The sequence below is a fragment of the Aquiflexum sp. TKW24L genome (assembly GCF_023502205.1).
Lineage (GTDB): Bacteria > Bacteroidota > Bacteroidia > Cytophagales > Cyclobacteriaceae > Cognataquiflexum.
Window position 1 is genome coordinate 1 of record NZ_JAMFLG010000039.1, and the last position, 18,284, is coordinate 18,284.

17 protein-coding genes are annotated in these 18,284 nt (G+C 39.3%); 6 read left to right on the forward strand and 11 right to left on the reverse strand.

Annotated features, from left to right (window positions below; genetic code table 11):
• Window positions 1-103 precede the first annotated feature (103 nt).
• The 3 genes from glmS to M3O96_RS18545 all read right to left on the reverse strand — a co-directional run bounded on the left by glmS (window position 104) and on the right by M3O96_RS18545 (window position 4,215).
• A complete protein-coding gene (glmS, locus tag M3O96_RS18535; RefSeq protein WP_249723023.1) occupies window positions 104-1,945 on the reverse strand; it encodes a glutamine--fructose-6-phosphate transaminase (isomerizing) in 1,842 nt (613 codons plus the stop codon).
• Between the two features lie 121 nt (window positions 1,946-2,066).
• Entirely contained in the window at window positions 2,067-3,422 is a 1,356-nt protein-coding gene (locus M3O96_RS18540; protein ID WP_249723024.1) for a DUF4270 family protein, read from the reverse strand.
• Complete coding sequence (locus tag M3O96_RS18545; protein ID WP_249723025.1) at window positions 3,406-4,215, reverse strand: glycogen/starch synthase; 810 nt, start codon at window positions 4,213-4,215, stop codon at window positions 3,406-3,408. The genes M3O96_RS18540 and M3O96_RS18545 overlap by 17 nt, the downstream gene beginning before the upstream one ends.
• A 126-nt stretch (window positions 4,216-4,341) precedes the next feature.
• On the opposite strand from M3O96_RS18545, the gene panC reads away from it, so the two are divergent.
• From panC to M3O96_RS18575, 6 genes are all read left to right on the forward strand, one after another.
• The gene (panC, locus tag M3O96_RS18550) at window positions 4,342-5,190 is read left to right on the forward strand and encodes a pantoate--beta-alanine ligase (RefSeq protein WP_249723026.1); all 849 of its coding nucleotides are present in this window, start codon (window positions 4,342-4,344) and stop codon (window positions 5,188-5,190) included.
• A 21-nt stretch (window positions 5,191-5,211) separates the two neighbouring features.
• Window positions 5,212-5,559, forward strand: a complete 348-nt coding sequence (panD, locus tag M3O96_RS18555; RefSeq protein ID WP_249723029.1) for an aspartate 1-decarboxylase — start codon at window positions 5,212-5,214, stop codon at window positions 5,557-5,559.
• A 2-nt stretch (window positions 5,560-5,561) separates the two neighbouring features.
• Window positions 5,562-6,563 (forward strand): lysylphosphatidylglycerol synthase transmembrane domain-containing protein, encoded by a 1,002-nt coding sequence (locus M3O96_RS18560; RefSeq protein WP_249723031.1) that lies wholly within the window; start codon window positions 5,562-5,564, stop codon window positions 6,561-6,563.
• 33 nt (window positions 6,564-6,596) lie between these two features.
• Entirely contained in the window at window positions 6,597-7,283 is a 687-nt protein-coding gene (locus M3O96_RS18565) for a zinc metallopeptidase (RefSeq protein ID WP_249723033.1), read from the forward strand.
• A 104-nt stretch (window positions 7,284-7,387) separates the two neighbouring features.
• Window positions 7,388-8,527 carry an acyl-CoA dehydrogenase gene (locus M3O96_RS18570; RefSeq protein WP_249723035.1) on the forward strand — a complete coding sequence of 380 codons (1,140 nt, stop codon included), beginning with the start codon at window positions 7,388-7,390 and terminating at the stop codon, window positions 8,525-8,527.
• 139 nt (window positions 8,528-8,666) lie between these two features.
• Entirely contained in the window at window positions 8,667-9,596 is a 930-nt protein-coding gene (locus M3O96_RS18575) for a helix-turn-helix domain-containing protein (protein WP_249723037.1), read from the forward strand.
• A 73-nt stretch (window positions 9,597-9,669) separates the two neighbouring features.
• On the opposite strand, the gene M3O96_RS18580 is transcribed toward M3O96_RS18575, so the two are convergent.
• From M3O96_RS18580 to M3O96_RS18615, 8 genes are all read right to left on the reverse strand, one after another.
• The gene (locus M3O96_RS18580) at window positions 9,670-12,075 is read right to left on the reverse strand and encodes a TonB-dependent receptor (protein ID WP_249723038.1); all 2,406 of its coding nucleotides are present in this window, start codon (window positions 12,073-12,075) and stop codon (window positions 9,670-9,672) included.
• A 91-nt stretch (window positions 12,076-12,166) separates the two neighbouring features.
• Entirely contained in the window at window positions 12,167-12,868 is a 702-nt protein-coding gene (locus M3O96_RS18585; RefSeq protein WP_249723039.1) for a fatty acid desaturase, read from the reverse strand.
• A 23-nt stretch (window positions 12,869-12,891) separates the two neighbouring features.
• A complete protein-coding gene (locus M3O96_RS18590; RefSeq protein WP_249723040.1) occupies window positions 12,892-13,737 on the reverse strand; it encodes a 4-hydroxy-3-methylbut-2-enyl diphosphate reductase in 846 nt (281 codons plus the stop codon).
• Between the two features lie 102 nt (window positions 13,738-13,839).
• Complete coding sequence (locus M3O96_RS18595) at window positions 13,840-14,682, reverse strand: phytoene/squalene synthase family protein (protein WP_249723041.1); 843 nt, start codon at window positions 14,680-14,682, stop codon at window positions 13,840-13,842.
• A 24-nt stretch (window positions 14,683-14,706) separates the two neighbouring features.
• Complete coding sequence (gene crtID, locus M3O96_RS18600) at window positions 14,707-16,191, reverse strand: bifunctional phytoene desaturase/3,4-desaturase (protein ID WP_283774040.1); 1,485 nt, start codon at window positions 16,189-16,191, stop codon at window positions 14,707-14,709.
• Complete coding sequence (locus tag M3O96_RS18605; RefSeq protein ID WP_249723042.1) at window positions 16,191-16,703, reverse strand: RNA polymerase sigma factor; 513 nt, start codon at window positions 16,701-16,703, stop codon at window positions 16,191-16,193. Before M3O96_RS18605 ends, crtID begins: the two co-directional genes overlap by 1 nt.
• Window positions 16,704-16,913: 210 nt before the next feature.
• Window positions 16,914-17,810 (reverse strand): MerR family transcriptional regulator, encoded by an 897-nt coding sequence (locus tag M3O96_RS18610; protein WP_249723043.1) that lies wholly within the window; start codon window positions 17,808-17,810, stop codon window positions 16,914-16,916.
• Between the two features lie 6 nt (window positions 17,811-17,816).
• Window positions 17,817-18,212, reverse strand: coding sequence for a sterol desaturase family protein (locus M3O96_RS18615; RefSeq protein ID WP_502798923.1), 396 nt, complete (start codon window positions 18,210-18,212; stop codon window positions 17,817-17,819).
• Window positions 18,213-18,284 lie beyond the last annotated feature (72 nt).

Consider the following 18,284-nt stretch of genomic DNA (forward strand, 5'->3'; position numbering starts at 1 on the left):
TTTTATATCAATTTTTTTTACCAAAATCTAAAGAGGTAATCTGAACTCACCTTTTACCTTTCACCTCTTACCACTAACCTATTTCCTCTAACCTCTCACCACTTTACTCCACCGTCACCGACTTCGCCAGATTCCTTGGCTGATCGACATTGCAGCCTCTCATGACTGCGATGTGGTAAGAAAGCTGTTGCAATGGCACCACTGCAATCAACGGAACAAAGGCTTCTTCGGTATCAGGGATTTCAATCACGTGATCCGCAAGGCCTCTTACGGTCGTATCACCTTCGGTGACCACAGCAATGATTTTGCCTTTTCGGGCTTTCACTTCCTGGATATTGCTGACTACTTTATCATAGGAACTGTCTTTGGTAGCAATGAACACAACAGGCATTTCCGCATCAATCAAGGCAATAGGGCCATGTTTCATCTCTGCGGCAGGATAACCTTCCGCATGGATGTAAGAAATTTCTTTCAGTTTCAATGCACCTTCCAATGCTACCGGGAAGTTATACCCTCTTCCCAAATACAGGAAGTTGCGGGAATCTTTGTACTCGGCTGCAATGACTTTGATTTTATCGTCAAGCTTTAGCGCCCTTTCGACTTTGGATGGAATGGTAGCCAATTCATTCAACAAATGCATGTACCGCGTTTCGGACAAAGTCCCTCTCTGATAACCCAATTTCAAGGCCATCATCGTCAAAACAGAAATCTGAGCCGTAAACGCCTTGGTGGAGGCTACTCCGATTTCAGGTCCTGCGTGGGTATATGAACCGGCGTGTGTTGCTCTAGGGATCGATGACCCAACGACATTACATACTCCGAAGATGGTAGCACCCTTAGATTTTGCCAATTCGATGGCAGCCAAAGTATCGGCTGTTTCCCCTGATTGGGAAATGGCAATCACAAAGTCTTTTTCTGAAATGACTGGATTTCTGTATCTGAATTCAGAAGCATATTCCACTTCCACAGGGATTCTAGCAAATTCCTCAAAAAGGTATTCCGCTACCAATCCTGCATGCCAAGAGGTTCCGCAAGCAGTGATGATGATCCTATCGGCATTTTGGAACTTGTTCATGTAATCCCTCAATCCACCAAGTACCAACCTGCCGTTTTTAGCATCCAACCTTCCCCGCATACAATCTGCTATGGATCTTGGCTGCTCGTTGATCTCTTTCAACATGAAATGCTCATAGCCGCCTTTTTCGATGGCTTCGAGTTCCATTTCCAGTTGGTTGATATATGGATTGGTCTCAACGTTCTCAATGGTTTTGATCTGAAGCTTGTTGTCACGGATGACTGCGATTTCATAATCATCCAAATAAACCACCTGATTGGTGTATTCAATAATTGGAGTAGCATCAGACGCAAGGAAATACTCATTGTCACCCACACCGATTACTAAGGGAGAACCTTTTCTAGCTGCAATCAGCGTATCTGGTTCTTCAATATTCATGATGACGATGGCATATGCACCTACCACTTTATGCAAGGCCAATCTCACAGCTTCTTCGAGGCTGCAAAAATTATTTGTATAAATATCCTCAATGAATTTGATGAAAACCTCAGAGTCTGTTTCGCTTTGGAATTTGTATCCTTTATTGATCAGGTCAGTCTTGAGCACATCATAATTTTCAATGATACCATTATGGATCATTGCAAATCTCTCATTTGATGAGTAATGGGGATGGGCATTGACATCGTTGGGTTCACCGTGGGTGGCCCAGCGGGTATGTCCAATACCGATTTTAGAATTAAGATTTTCAAAAGACCCAAGGTGTTTCTCCAATTCGGAAACCTTTCCTTTTTTCTTATAGATACTAAGACCGTCTAATCCGAGCAAAGCAACGCCTGCGCTGTCATAGCCACGGTACTCTAATCTTTTAAGGCCTTTGATGATGATTGGTAGGGCTTCTTGTTGCCCTACATAAGCGACTATTCCACACATAGATAAAAATTTAACATCTCAAATGTATGATTTTTAGAATTATCTAAAAAATTCCTGCTAAAAAAATAAGCTTCCTTAAAATAAACTGAAATAACACAAGACTTCTTTAAAATCTATTCTTCTACAAAGATCTGCTTCTCGAATAAAAGATTTTCAGTTTGATGGTGTTTTGCCTGACTACATATTCTTTCAGATTTATTCTAAAATCTTGTGTAATTGTTTGGGTCTGTCTATTTACAAATCCCGGTATCAACAAATAATCAGTACGTTTTATCTTTTTCCTATAAACGGCATTAATATGAGAAGTGAGTTGTTGGCTGTAAGAGTTTTGGGTATTTGTAAGAAAAAGGTGGGCGGCACTATATGTAAAAGCAGGTTCGCTAGTAACTGGATCAACCTGTGGACCCCCATCAGGTTGTACAATCATTGGAAAATCATCTTTTCTAAGCAGAATTCGGTTGGATTCGTTGGTAAAATAGGGAATTAATGTTAACGGGGATTCAATTAAACTAAAATCAACTAATGGCCCCATCTCAAGCGTCACTTGATTAAAGTTAACATTGGATAACGTGTCCAGAAAAATATCAAGAGGACTTAAATCAAGTTTAACCTGAAGCCCCATCGTTGCCTTTGAGCCCAAAAACTCCGGTAATTTATATGCCCGATTCTTTTCAGTAACCACTTCCAATGGAGTCCCGCTTGGGTCGTTGATGACTTGGCTAAAATGTCTCGCCAAATTGAAATTGATCCCGGTCGCAATTGGATAAGACCTGGAAACGGTATCCCCCTCGTTTTTGAAATAGAAGATAAAACCTGTATTGTTTCCCACATTTGTACTGAACCCAACATTTTCCCCTTCTTCAGCTCTAAATGCCAAGCCTGGGAGAAATTGTCTGAATGCAAATATGTCTTGGAAATACCTGCCGTCTTTCAGTTCTGAAAAAATTTCCTGAGTCAAGGCATTGTTGATTTTTGTGGATACGATTGTGTCCTGCCTGTTGGTAAAATCAAAAGAAGCGCTAAATAAAGGGTTTGGATCGTATGCAACACTGCTGAAATTGAAATAATTTACATCCTGAATCTGTTCAGTAAGCAGATGGATATTTATGGTCTTGGGATTTATGGTATCGGATGTCAGCACTTCCCTCATATTGATTAGAAATCTGACAGAGTCCAGGACAGCAGTTGCCGTTGGCCTAGCAATATCTCTATTAAAAAAGAGTCGCGAGTATCCAATACTTTCAGTTTTTCCAAAAAAATCACTTTCCTCGTTTCCAAATACCAACACTCCGCTATTGGTGGTGCTTATGGAATCCTGTAGGACTACAGAAGCAGACAGGGGTATTTCTATGTAGAATACCCCTATCTGATTGTTTTCCGGATCTAGTTCCAATCCAATATTGGAGGGATCCTCACAGGAAGTTGCAATGGTAAGAACAATGAATAATATAGCGGTCAGTTTAGCCGACCAAGTCATTATAGATGTTGTAATAACTTTCAAAAAGTTTCTCTTCTTCGCTGTTAATCTCACACTGTTTTTCTTTAGAGCACTCCTCGATGAGTTTGCTGAGGTTTTCGGATATGTCTTCACTTTTGATCACTACGTCGGCATATTCCATTCCTATCTTGAGGAAGCCTTCGTAATCTTTTGACTTGAGTGGTGCTAATATGGCATCATCAATATCCACCATTTTAACTTTTTCAAACAAATCGTCGCCAAATTTATGGGTAAATCCGGTATTGTAAATAGCAAACACCGATTTTGTATCCTTAAAGAGTGGCTCGTTTTTGTAGGTCGTCTTTAAGTACATTGGAATCAGACTCGTCATCCAATCATTGCAATGTACAACATCAGGCGCCCAACCTAATTTTTTTACTGTTTCTATGACACCTTTGCAAAAGAAAATTGCTCTTTCGTCATTGTCTTCATAGAATTTTTCATGCTTGTCATGAAACACACTTTTTCTTTGGAAGTAATCTTCATTATCAATGAAGTATACCTGAAGCTTGGCATTTGGAATGGAGGCAACCTTGATAATCAAGGGTTTCTCTTCCTCTCCTACGGCAATGTTGATCCCGGACAACCTCACTACTTCATGCAATCTGTTCTTTCTTTCATTGATGAGCCCAAATCGCGGCACAAGAATACGGATTTCCATTCCCATTTCCTGCATAGCCTGAGGCAATGCTCTTACGAAATTGGCCACCTCTGAGGTCTGTAGAAACGGATTGATTTCGCTTGCAACGTAGAGAATACGGAGTTTAGACATACCTTGTTGAGTTTTGTTGAGTGATAATAAACGCACAAATATACAAAAAAAAAGCGGTAAATCCATTGTATTTCTAAGGAATAACATAGTTTTGCCTCTATTTTACATTCGCAAAGTACAAAAATAGTGTATATCCTTAGGACCAAAGAAGAGGTAAACTACAACCTTCAAATTCTCCCAAAAAGCAATAAAACAATTGGTTTAGTACCCACAATGGGGGCGTTACATCAAGGACATTTGGAATTGGTCAAAATCGCAAAACAAAATTCTGCGTATGTGGTAGTGTCGATTTTTATAAATCCTACACAATTCAACAATCAGGAAGACTTTGAAAAGTACCCCAAAACTTTGGATAAAGACTTGGAATTGTTGCATAAATCCGGGGTAGATTACCTTTTTATGCCTGATACAGTGGAAATATATCCTTCCAGACCGACGCTTTCCATTGATTTTGGACATTTGGATAAAATATTGGAAGGATCTTTCCGGCCGGGCCATTTTAATGGAGTAGGAATCGTCGTTTCCAAGCTGTTAAATATTGTTAAACCCAATATTGCTTTCTTTGGGCAAAAGGATTTACAACAAGTCGCAATCATAAAGAGGCTTGTCGAGGACTTTTCATTTGATGTCAAAATCAATGTCGTCCCGACAGTGAGGGAAGAAGATGGGATGGCCCTTTCGTCCCGCAACCTCCGGCTTGATCCTGAATCGAGACAATCAGCAAGGATTATTTCCAAGGCATTATTTTTTGCAAAATCAGAACTTTTAGCAGGCAATTCTTGGTTAAGCATCCGAAAAAAGGTAAACCAGATGTTTGAATCTGAGCCACAAGCGAAATTGGAATACTTCGAAATGGTAACTTCTGATTCCTTTCATATATTAGATAGTATCGGAAATGAAAGGAATGTCTCAATCTGCGCAGCTGCTTATATCTCCGATATCAGGTTGATCGACAACATTTCCATATTTGATTAAATTTGCGCAAAATTCCCCAACATGCATATTCAGGTTTTAAAATCAAAAATCCACCGAGTAAAAATTACCCAAGCAGAATTACATTATGTCGGCAGTATTACCATTGATGAAGACATCTTGGATGCAGCCAATATGATTGAAAATGAAAAAGTTGCTATTGTCAATATCAACAACGGGGAGCGTATGGAGACTTATATCATCAAAGGGGAGAGAGGAAGCGGAATGGTCTGTCTCAATGGTCCTGCAGCTAGAAAAGCGCAGGTTGGTGATATTGTCATTGTCATTTCCTATGCTTCTATGGATTTTGAGGAAGCCAAAAAACACAAACCGGTCATCGTGTTTCCAGATGACCATAATAAACTGATCTAAAGGTGAAGTTAAACCTCAAACAATGGATACAGGTAGCAATATCGCTGATAGTGGCTGTCTGGATTTTTTGGTTCTTGTACAAAGACATCAGTCTCGATAGTCTTTTGAATTCAGTTTCTGAGGCCTCCTTCCTTTTGATAGGCATTTCTATTTTGGTTACAATCCTTGGATTTTGGCTACGAGCGTGGCGGTGGGTACTACTCATCGATGCAGAGGGGAAAAATAAAACTCCAACTTCCAGGGCCTTTTGGGCGTTGATGGTTGGCTATTTGACCAATATGCTCGTGCCAAGAGCTGGGGAATTGGCTCGCTGTGGGGTTCTGGTAAAGACTGAGGGGGCACAAATGGGCAAATTGTTTGGAACAGTTATTTTGGAAAGAACTGTTGATCTTCTTTTTTTGGTATTGACCATATTCTTAGCCTTCGTTATAGAAAGGAATATATTTATCCATCTTTTTTCAGAACTAGTATCTGTAGAAACTTTGGGAGATAAAATAACCAAAAACCTGCCACTTCTAATTGGAGGTCTATTGGTACTAGCCATTTTCTTTTATTTTGCATTTCTGAAATACAGAGAAAGCAATATTTTTAAAAAATTGAGACACTTTGCCCGGGATTTGGTAAAAGGCATCATCAGCATCCGACAAGTGAGAAATCAATCTGGATTTTGGGGAAGTTCATTAGCGATCTGGGTGATTTATTATATTACCCTTGTTTTGGTGGCTTGGGCCATACCTTCGACTGCCAACTTGTCACTGAGTTCTCTCCTAATGGTAATGGTGATGGGAAGTATTGGCATGGTTGCCCCTGTTCAGGGGGGGATTGGAACCTTTCATGCATTGGTGGCCTTTATTTTGATAGCATATGGTTTGAGTGAGGAAGAAGGGAAAATATTCGCAGTAATCGTCCATAGCAGTCAGGTTGTGACTATAGTGGTTTTGGGATTGGTGTCACTCGGTATTTTCTTTAAAATAACTTCCAATAAAGAACCCAAATCTTCTTAAATTTCGTAAACACTAAGCAAAAAATAAAAAACTATGATTATTCTAATTGTCGTTGTCTTCGCAGTACTTGGATATGTAGTCAGCTCAAAGCTGAAAAGCAAATTCAAAAAGTATTCACAGACTCCATTGATGGCAAATCTTTCAGGTAAGGAAATTGCCGAATTGATGTTGGCAGATAATAATATCCACGACGTCAAAGTGGTCTCTGTGGAAGGTCAGCTTACTGACCATTACAATCCAATGAACAAAACGGTCAACCTTAGCCCTGACGTTTTCTATGGTAGAAATGCGGCAGCGGCTGCGGTCTCCTCACACGAATGTGGTCACGCAGTGCAGCACGCACGTTCTTATGCATGGCTCAACCTCCGTTCAGCAATGGTGCCTGTCCAAAATATAAGCGGTAAAATATTAAACATCGTCTTGATAGCCTCCTTGTTGGGAGGAGCGTTTATGGGACTTCCTTATGAATTTGTCGGATACATCGTTGTCGGTTCTTATGGTGTCATGACGCTTTTCACCTTGGTTACACTTCCGGTGGAATTTGATGCAAGTAATAGGGCCTTGGCTTGGGTGAAACAAAGAAATATTGTCACTCCTTCCGAGTTCGAAATGTCTAAGGATGCTTTGAAATGGGCAGCAATGACTTATGTGGTAGCAGCTCTTGCAGCCCTGACCACATTGGCTTACTACATTTTCATTTTCTTTGGAAACAGAGATTAAGGAAACTTAAATTGATCAAATGAGTTTACATTAAGGGGCAAGAAATTGTCCCTTATTTTTTTTTCTTATATATTCCAACCGAAATAATTAACCCAGATATTCTTATGAATTTCGAATACACAGAAGAACACATTGCAGTGAGGGATGCAGCTAGGGAATTTGCACAAATCGAACTTTTACCCGGTGTAATTGACAGAGATACAGAGGGAAGATTTCCCAAAGAACAGGTCAAAACAATGGGAGAGCTTGGATTCATGGGCATGATGGTAAATCCCAAATATAATGGTGGCGGAATGGACACTGTTTCCTATGTGATTGCTATGGAAGAGATTTCAAAAATAGATGCCTCTGCGTCAGTGTGTATGTCTGTCAATAATTCTTTGGTGTGTTGGGGATTGGAAAAATATGGTTCTGAAGAACAAAAAGAAAAGTACCTGACTAGATTGGCTACCGGAGAAATTATTGGTGCATTTTGCTTATCAGAGCCCGAAGCTGGTTCTGATGCTACTTCACAGAAGACTTCGGCGGAATTGGTAGGAGACCATTATATCCTCAATGGCACAAAAAACTGGATTACAAATGGGAGTTCGGCCTCTGTATATCTCGTCATTGCACAGACTGATGCGTCAAAGGGCCATAAGGGAATTTCGGTATTCATTGTAGAAAAAAACCAAGAAGGATTTGTAATTGGAAAAAAAGAAGATAAATTGGGCATCCGAGGTTCTGACACCCATTCCTTGATGTTTTCTGATGTGAAAGTTCCTATTTCCAATAGAATTGGTCAGGAAGGATTTGGTTTCACCTTCGCTATGGAAACACTCAACGGAGGCAGAATTGGAATAGCTGCACAAGCTTTGGGAATTGCATCTGGTGCTTATGAATTGGCTCTTGCGTATTCCAAGGAGCGAAAAACATTCGGCAAGCCAATTAGCCAACATCAGGCCATTCAGTTTAAATTGGCAGATATGGCAACCCAGATTGAAGCTGCAAGGCTTCTCGTATTAAAGGCTGCTTGGCTAAAGGATGAGGGAAAAGATTATGCTTTTGCAAGCGCCATGGCAAAACTCTATGCCTCAGAGGTGGCAATGAATGTGACCATCGAGGCTGTTCAGGTACATGGAGGATATGGATACGTCAAAGAATACCATGTTGAGCGGTTGATGCGGGACGCAAAAATTACTCAGATATATGAGGGTACAAGCGAAATTCAAAAAATAGTCATATCAAGAAGTATAATAAGATAATCAAATATAATTCATTGAAAAAGGCATAAAATCTATTTTTTATGCCTTTTTTCTTTTTTATGCAAAAAAATATTGAATTATCACCTTGCTTTTAGAAAATTGTGATAGTTTTACACCGCAACCTATAATAACTGCTTTCATGGAATATTACAATAAGGTAATCGAATCTGTCGGGGTTAGATTTCTGAAGGGAAACAATTTTAAAATTGAAAAACCCGTTACAGTTGTTGATTATACTGATACTGAAAATACCGTTTTTTTACTTCATCAGGGCTCTCTCAAATTTTCTGAGGAAACGGAGTTGGTAAATGAAGGAGAGATCTTTTTTGTACCCGCTGGTAGGAAGACGAGTATTTCCTTTGGGCAACAAGGGAAAAAAACAGAAACAAACAATGAAGGATTTGTTGATAATAAAAGAAAATACCTTCAGACTATCTCTTTTAAGGAAATCAAAAGTGTAGAAGAAGATTGTGTTACGATCCTGAATTTTGAAGCCAAAGTTTTTGATGTCGTAAACTTCTTTCACTCTTTGGGGATTCCACCGTTTGTCATTAGGTTCAATGACAGAGTAGCAACGATCGTGGAAGATATCATTAAAGAATCTGAGCAAAATACTCCCGGCAAAGAAAGGGTGATCAAATTATATACAGAACTTCTTGTAATTGAAATAGTTCGTCACGTTCTCAAAAATAGGTTGTTTGTGGAAGAACTTTCAACGAACAGTACTTATTTCAAAGATCCTAGACTGATTGATTTGTTCAATTATATCAAAAAGAATATTGGAGGTGACCTTTCTAATAAGGTTTTGGCAAAAGTAGCCAATGTGTCAGAGGATTATGTGGGCCAATATTTCAAGATGTTGACAAGTATCAATCCACAGGATTATATTGAATACCAAAGAATGGAAGCAGCAGTAGAACTGTTGAGAACGTCCAAAAAGAGTATCCGGGATATCGGCAAAGACGTGGGCTATAAAGATACAGCCTATTTTTGTAGAAGATTTAAGATGATGTATGGCTTGCCTGCCGGAAAAATGAGAAGAAGAGAATCATTAATCAACGTACAATAAACCCAATCAAATTAACCAAAAAACCGTCCCATGCTGAGCAGGAGGACGGTTTTTTCATTTTTACAGTTTTATCTTAGAATTCCACGATGATCCCAATAGTTGGGAGAATTGTCCCTGCAGTATTATTAATAAATTTCATTTGGTATCGACTCGGGTCATTCGGGTCAATTTTGATGCTGCCATCTGATTCCCTTACTGGAATCAAAACCGGAGGTTGTTCTGCCTTGAAATTAAACGCGTTTTGGATGTCAAAATACCAGTTCAAATTCCATTTGTTGAAGAAATAGCGTTTGTCAATCCTGAAATCAAGTTGATTGAATGCTGCCAATCTTTGGTTATTGATCTGGTTGAAATCCAAAACCGCTCGGCCCGTCAGGTCCCAAACCTCTCTCAAAGAGGAAGTTTCCACATCTACCGGGGTAAACGGTAATCCTCCCAAATACCTCCATCTCGCTCCGATTTCCCAGTTTTTCTTAAACCTTCTTCCTGCAGTCAAACTCACAATTACCCTGTTGTCCCATGCCGAAGGAATAAAACCTTCAGTGTTTGGATTGGTAAATTCACTCCTTACCAATGTGACAGCTGCAATTCCATAGAAATTATTGAACAGTCTTTGCTGAGCCAAGAACTCTAATCCATAAGCGCGGCCATCTGAATTGGATGCGACCGGTTCGTTTCCTATGACTCCAAAGTCCGCTCCAAGATTTGCAAGTGAGATGCCGTTTCTGATCGAAGATGGATAATTTGCATAGAGTTTATAAAACCCTTCGACACTGAATCTCCGGCTTTTCTCAGGAATCACTTTTTCAATTCCTGTAATAAAATGCGTAGACCTGATAAATCTGATGTTGTTGAGCTGGTTTTCAAGTTCACCATCACTGTTTCTATATCCTAAAGCAGTATAAGGTGGTCGTTGGTAGTAGACCCCAACATTGGCAGTCCAAAAGAGTTGCGGTTTGATCTGATAAGAGATGGATGCCCTAGGGCTTAACTGGTTGAGAGGATTTTGTGCGGTTTTTCCAAACGTACCTCCATCCATTCTCAGCCCTCCTGTCAAAAGAAGCCGCTCATTGTTAAAATATTTACTTGCGGAAACAAAACCTCCATAGCTATTAAAAAATGCTTCTGCTTCAATACTTATTACTTCACCTTCGGTAGCAAGTGTTGACCTGTCAAATTCACTGATGAAATACCTTGAATATTCATAATTCAAACCATATTTAAGGTTAAAACCTTTGGTGAATATTGAATTTTCTGCCCTGAATTTATTCTCACTTTCTTGGGAGGTATAGTCGAAAATCAAGTTTTCGGGATTGCTATTATCATTTTGGGCATATTTGAATGACCTGTTGTTGAGCATATTCCTGCTCAAAATGAAAGTCCAGAATCCATTTTCTCTGAATCTTTTCAATTTCAAACCCGTGGCGTAATTCCATTGAGTCGAAACCGGGAGATTTTCTAAAGTATAAAGCCTTTCCTCTCTTTCTTCCGGAGTTTCATCTTCAGGAACATCAAAGTTCAGTGCAAAATCATCTATTGCACCTACGCCAATAAAAGTCAATTCAGTTTTGGCGTTGAGTTTGGTGGTGGTTTTCAGCTGAAAATCATTGAAAGTTGGCAAAAATGGTAATTGAAGTTGTCTAAATAGAAACTGTAGGTATGACCTTCTCGCTGAAAGAATATAAGTAGTTTTTTCGCCTATGGGACCTTCATTGGATAGTGTCAGTTCACTCGCCCCTAAAGTCATCTGTGTAAACATTTTGTCTTTTCTTCCTTCCTTCAATTGGAACTCAAAGAAAGAACTCAATGAGTTCATCCTGTCAGCAGGAAACCCGCCTGTGATGACATCCACATTTTTGATCAGGTTTACATTGAGGATTCCTACCGGACCACCCGAAGACCCTTGGGTAGAAAAGTGGTTGATAACAGGGACTTCGATTTCATCGATGAAGAATTTATTTTCATTGGGTGCACCACCACGGATAATGATGTCGTTTCTGAAACTTGCCGTGCTTGCCACACCAGGAAGTGATTGGATGACACGGCTGATATCCCTATTTCCGCCCGGATAGCGCTCGATTTCATTGGTATTGAGTCTTCTGACAGAGATAGGTGTCTCTTCTGACCTACTGAATTCGGCATCAACTGTCACTTCGGTAAGTTCAGAAGCCTCTTCTCTTAGGTCAAAATCAAGCCTTACAGCCCTTGCCAAAGTCACTTGGATCTCAAAAAAAGTCTTTGCCCTGAAACCTATAAAACTCGCCCTGATATTGTAAAGTCCTGCAGGAAGTGCTGACAATATATAATTGCCATTTTCATCTGTCACAGTTCCAAAGTCAGTACCCAAAACGACCACATTAGCGAAGGGAATTCCCTCGTTGTTTACGGGATTGAAAACCCTGCCCCGAACTTCCCCACCTTGGGCGAAAGAACTTAAAATTGTAAATGAAAGTAAGATGAGTGTAAAGAATATTCTCATATGCTGGTATTAGTTTCCAAGTACTAATCTGATTTTTATCAGGATTGTTCAAACAATTGATAAATATTAATCAATGTTTAGTAAGCTCCAATTACATTTCTTCCTTTAGCTTCCAAAGTCTCCACCAGGGTGTACCGGGGGAGTCATGGTGCTCATAATGGTAGCCAAAAAAGTAACATGATATGAATGCCCAAATATGATTTTTTGATTGGCTTCGGGAATGGTGTTTGTTTTCCGATTCTCCCATATGGGGCAAATAGGTTCCAAAATAAAAAAGTTGTAGTGTAGAAAGAATTGCCGGAATCATCCAAAAAACAATAAGATTTTCGGTTGGTAAAAATAACTTCAGGATGTTAAAGGTCACCGCCATAAGGAGGATTTGCCAAACTGATACGTATTGCTTTATAAAACTCAGGTACCAAATTATAAATAAACCCGAAGGGTGATAATCAGGATCCTTGTCAGTCGCGACAAACCTGTGATGCTCATGATGTTTTGGGAAAAGTCTCCAATAAAAGTTATAAGAAAAAAGCATCGCTGCTATCCAGCCAATTGTATGGTTAAGCTTTTTGTTATCTGATACTATTCCGTGCATGGCATCATGCGAAGTGATAAACAAACCAGTATAAAGGTGCATTTGGATCAAGATTCCTAGATATATCAAAGGGTTAGTCCAAGAAATATCCCGACTTAATAGGAATAACAATGACGCAAACCAAAATGTAATGACTGTCAAGGCGATGATTACACCGGTTTTTCCTATGGGACTTGCTGATTTTGTTTCGTAAACCACGTGGCAAATTTAGGAAAGAAAGCCTAAAAAGTCTCTATTCTTTCTTTTACTTGTTCCATCAACCACATCGGGGTGGAGGTAGCCCCACAAATACCGACTGTTTCACTATGTGTAAACCAACCCTTTTCAACTTGGTCAGGGTTAGATACAAAATAGGTATTGGGATTTTTTTCTTTACAGACATTGTAAAGAACTTTTCCATTGGAAGATTTGGTACCGCTAACAAATATAATTCTGTCAAATTTCTCTGAAAATATCCTTAACTCCTTGTCTCTATTCGAGACTTGTCTGCAGATCGTATCATTGGTATTGACCTCAATGCCACTTTCTTTGAAAGTTTCATTGATTTTGTAAAAATTGTCGGTGCTTTTGGTAGTCTGACTGTATAAAGTCAGATTTTTTGGCAGCGAAGGTAAATCCAGTTCATTGATATCTTGGAAAACAACAGCTTTGTTATTCGTTTGACCAAGAAGGCCAATCACTTCCGCATGCCCGTGCTTGCCATAGATATAAATCGTTTCGTCTTTGTCAAAGGAATTCTTAATCCTATTCTGAAGCTTGAGCACCACAGGGCAGCTTGCGTCTATTAAAGTCAAATTATTAGTAATGGCAAGTTGATAAGTTGAAGGCGGTTCGCCGTGAGCCCTGATCAGGACCTTTTCATTGGAGAGTGACTTTAATTCCTCATGATCGATGATTTTTAGGCCTTTTTTGGTCAGCCGGTTTACTTCTTCATCATTGTGTACAATGTCTCCCAAGCAATATAGATAACCTTGTTCCTCGAGGACCTCTTCGGCCATTTCAATGGCATAGACGACTCCAAAACAAAAACCGGAATGCTGATCGATTTGTACTTTCAAATTCATCATAGGTAATTAACTTTGGACTGACAGAAATGTTTTTTAAGCTTTTAATTCTATGAACTCTAATGGAACCTTCATTTTCCCTTTTAAATTAGGTATTCTTCAAAATTAATTAAAACCAAGTTTGCTCTCGAAATAAGTGCCTAGGAGCAGAGACAATTTTTTGCTGTTTGGAATTCTGACCCTTTGGAGTGTAATGGTTTCCGGAGGTAAGCTTTTGATTTTGTCAAACAGTTTTTGATAGTAGAGGTAAGCCACTTTAACTCCCATTTTAGCCCCTGACGGCAATCTTCGGATTCCAACCAAAGCTTCGTCAAAATCTTTCTGAATATCTTCTTCGATAAGCTGTTTGGTAGATTTATCAAATGAGTTAAAATCTACTCCGGGAAAATAAACCCTGCCTCTTTCTTCGAAATCACTTTTTATATCTCTGAGAAAATTTACCTTTTGAAATGCAGCTCCAAGTTTACAAGCAGGTGACCTGAGGCTTTCATACTCTGCATTATTTCCCTCGCAGAAGACCTTCAGGCACATCAATCCCACTACTTCTGCTGACCCGTAAATATATTCATGATATCTGGAGTCATTGTATGTTTTAAAATCAAGATCCATTTCCATGCTTTTTAGAAAAGCCTCAATAAGATCTTTGTCGATATTATATTGATTAACTATCAGCTGAAATGCATGGAGAACAGGATTCAAGCTTATTTTTTCATCGATTGCTTCATATGCATCACTTTTGAATCTTGCAAGCAGCGCCTTTTTATCTTTATCATGAAATGTATCCACTATTTCATCAGCATACCTGACAAAACCGTAGATGGCATAAATTGGCAAATGGAATTTTTTGTCCAATGTTTTTATGCCCATGGTAAAGCTCGTGCTGTACCGCTGCGTGATCAATTTACTGCATTCGAAAGTGGTCTTGTCAAAAAGGCTCCTTGCATTCATACCTTCAATATACCAATTAATTTACTAATTGTTTTCCTTGATTACTTCTTTAGCGACAACATGACCAGAGATCAGACTTGGAGGAACTCCAGGTCCCGGCACGGTAAGCTGACCTGTATAATACATGTTTTTGATTTTTTTGTTTTTGAGGGAGGGTTTCAATATGGCTGTCTGCAATAGGGTGTTGGCCAATCCATAGGCATTTCCCTTGAAAGCATGGTAATCGGCCTTGAAGTCACTGTGGGCATAGGAGCGTTTGTAAATCACATGGCTTCTAATTTCTTGGCCGGTAAGTTTTTCCAGTCTGTCCATCACCATATGGTAATATTTTTCCCGGATTTCTTCTCCATCCTCCAAATCAGGGGCAAGCGGAATGAGAATAACTAGATTTTCCTGTCCTTCAGGTGCCACGGTTGGGTCTGTTTTGGAGGCAGCAGAAAGATAGAATAATGGCTTTTCCGGCCATCTTGGATTGGTATAAATGGCATCCGCATGTGGTCCCATAGGCTCGTCAAAAAAGAGACAATGATGGGTAATGTTATCGATTTTTTTATCAACACCTAAATAAAATAGCAAGCTTGAAGGTGCCATCACTCGTTTGTCCCAATAGGACTCGTTGTAATTTCTATATTCAGGAGCCAGTAAAACACTCTCCACGTGGTGATAATCTGCTCCTGCCACTAAGATGTCCATTTGGATTTTTTCACCGTTTTTCAAAACCACATTGCGGGCTATGCCATTGGTGACATTGACATGGTCTACCTCAGCGCCCAACTGGAACTTTACTCCTTTTTCTTCTGCCAAATTGATCATACCCTCCACGATTTTGAACATGCCTCCCATAGGATACCAAGTGCCCAAAGCAATGTCTGCATAATTCATCAAGCTGTAAAGTGCGGGAATATTGTCCGCAGTTCCTCCCAAAAAGAGAACTGGAAATTCCATCAATCTGATGATTTTTTCATGTTTGAAAAATTTCCTGACATGTTTGGACATAGACTGGAATACGTCCATCCTGACGACGTCGATAAGTAATTTTGGACTGGTGAATTCCGTCAAAGACCGGCTTGGCTTATAGACCAAATCCTCTATCCCTACTTTGTACTTGTAGGCTGCCTGCTTCAGGAATTCATCTATTTTCGGACCTACACCCGGTTCCAATGACTCTAATAAGTCTTTGAATTCATTTAGGTTGGCAGGGATTTCCATGAAATCATTTTCACCGAACACTACTGTGTAAGAAGGGCTAAGTCGCTCCAGATGGTAATAATCGGAGACTTTTTTTCCAAAAAACCCGAAATAAGATTCAAATACATCCGGCATCCAATACCAACTGGGACCCATATCAAAAACAAAACCCTCGGATTCGAACTTTCTCGCTCTTCCCCCGGGGGTATCATTTTTTTCTAAAACTGTTACTTGGTATCCGGCTTGTGCCAGATGTGTGGCTGCTGAAAGTCCGGCAAAGCCCGACCCAATCACAACCACATTTTTCTTGCTAATTGACATTAATTTCTATGTTTGTACATATGCAAGTCGTCTTTTAAAAGTTTTCTTGCGATATGTATTCTATTTTTTACAGTTCCGATCGGAATTTCTAATTTATCGGCTATTTCATGGTATTTAAAACCTCTGAAGTGCATCATAAAAGGGATTTTATACACATCTTCGAGATTATCAATGGCCAATTGGATGTCATTCATTGCAAAATCCCCATAAGCACCATTTTCTACCAAGACATCCCCGGAATTAAGATAGTGTAAATTATCCGTGGTATCAACAAAAGTGCCCCTTCTTATCATCCTTTGGTAATTGGTGATAAAGGTATTCTTCATAATCGTATAAAGCCATGCCTTCAGGTTAGTACCTTCGGTAAATTTATCTCTATTTGTAAAAGCTTTGACCATAGTGTCCTGCAGAAGATCATTGGCATCATCTGTGTCTCGGGTCAACTTTAGTGCAAAAGGCTTCAAAGAACTTGAAAGCTTCTGTAGCGAGTAACTGAATTCTAGAGTTGTCATGGCTTTTTGATTTTGTTTAATCAAAGGTAATAATTATTAAACAAACCGCAAGTGTTTTGTCTAATATATTTTAAAAAAGGTTAAACAAAAAAATTATTGAAGCTTTACGACTACTGGTAATTCTGATTATTGGCATTATTTATATTTAGAAGAAAAAAAATAGGGTCGAATGGTCATCCTCCCCTTTACGCAGTTATTGTTATCTATCAACTATTTTTCTAGAGCCATTTGGTCCATTTCTTCGATATATTCCTTCATTTGCTTGATATAATGCATTGCGCGTACATTTTTGGGAAAATCAAGATCTTGACCTACGATTTGGTAACCGGATAAAATGATCTCCGATTTTTGGAATCTTTCTGAAATGCTGAAAATATAATTTTGAATCTGTTCGCTACTCGGAGAGGTGGTAATGACTGTCATTAAATATTCAGGCTCGTGCAACCGATAAACGAGCTGAAGGTCCTCATCAGGAGTATTTTGTCCAAGATAAACCACCTTATGACCTTTCAACTTGATCAGGTATGCTGCAAAAAGCAGTGATATTTCATGTAGTTCCCCTTCCGGCAGGTAAAGCAAAAACTTCTTTCCCCCTCCCTTGTAAATCTGTCCGTCGATGGCAACGATTAATTTTTGTCTGATCAGATTACTCATAAAATGTTCCTGGGCAGGATTGATTGCGCCAGTTTGCCACAAAACTCCGATTTTTGACATGAAAGGATAAATGATGTTGAGCATGGTTTGCTCAAAACCAATCTTAAGAATATTGGCCGAAAGTACCTTTTCAAATCTTTCTTCATCCATCTCGATCATACAAATCGTCAATGCATGGATCTGATCATCATGGGTGAGCGTTTTTTCAGTCAGCCTGACTACTTCCTCCCTCATTTCAGACTCCGTCATGTTTGCAATTTTGCTGATTTTGAATCCATTGTCGTTCAATAACGCTACATTCAAAATCAGTTTGAGGCTTGCATCATCATAAAATCTGATGTTGGTGTCCGTACGCATCGGTTGAAGCAGGTTGTATCGTTGTTCCCAAATTCGGAGTGTATGGGCTTTGATCCCCGACAATTGTTCCAGATCTTTGATTGAATAAGTACTCACAGTAGGTTAGCGTTTAAAGTATTTCTTGGGTACTATGAAAAGGCCGAAGGAAACGGCATCCTCTTTTTTGTTTGTGGCGTGATGTGCCTGATGCGCTCTGAATATTCCCAAAAGGAAATTATTTTTTGGTCTTTCAAACCACTTTACTCTTCGGTGTACAAGCACATCATGGATGATGAAATAGAGTAATCCGTATAAACTGATCCCAACTCCTATCCAAAATCTGTAATCTAAATTTTCTACTCCTATTATTATGAGTATGATCGCAACACTTCCGAAGAGCAATGAAAACAAATCATTGAGTTCGAAAAATGATTTGGATGGCTGATGATGGGTTTTGTGGATATTCCAAAGTGGTCCATGCATGACATACTTATGGATAAACCACCCCGAAAATTCCATGATTGCGAAACCAACTAATATAAATACTACAGCAAACATCAGTGTCATAACTCTAAGTGAAATAGAATGTTT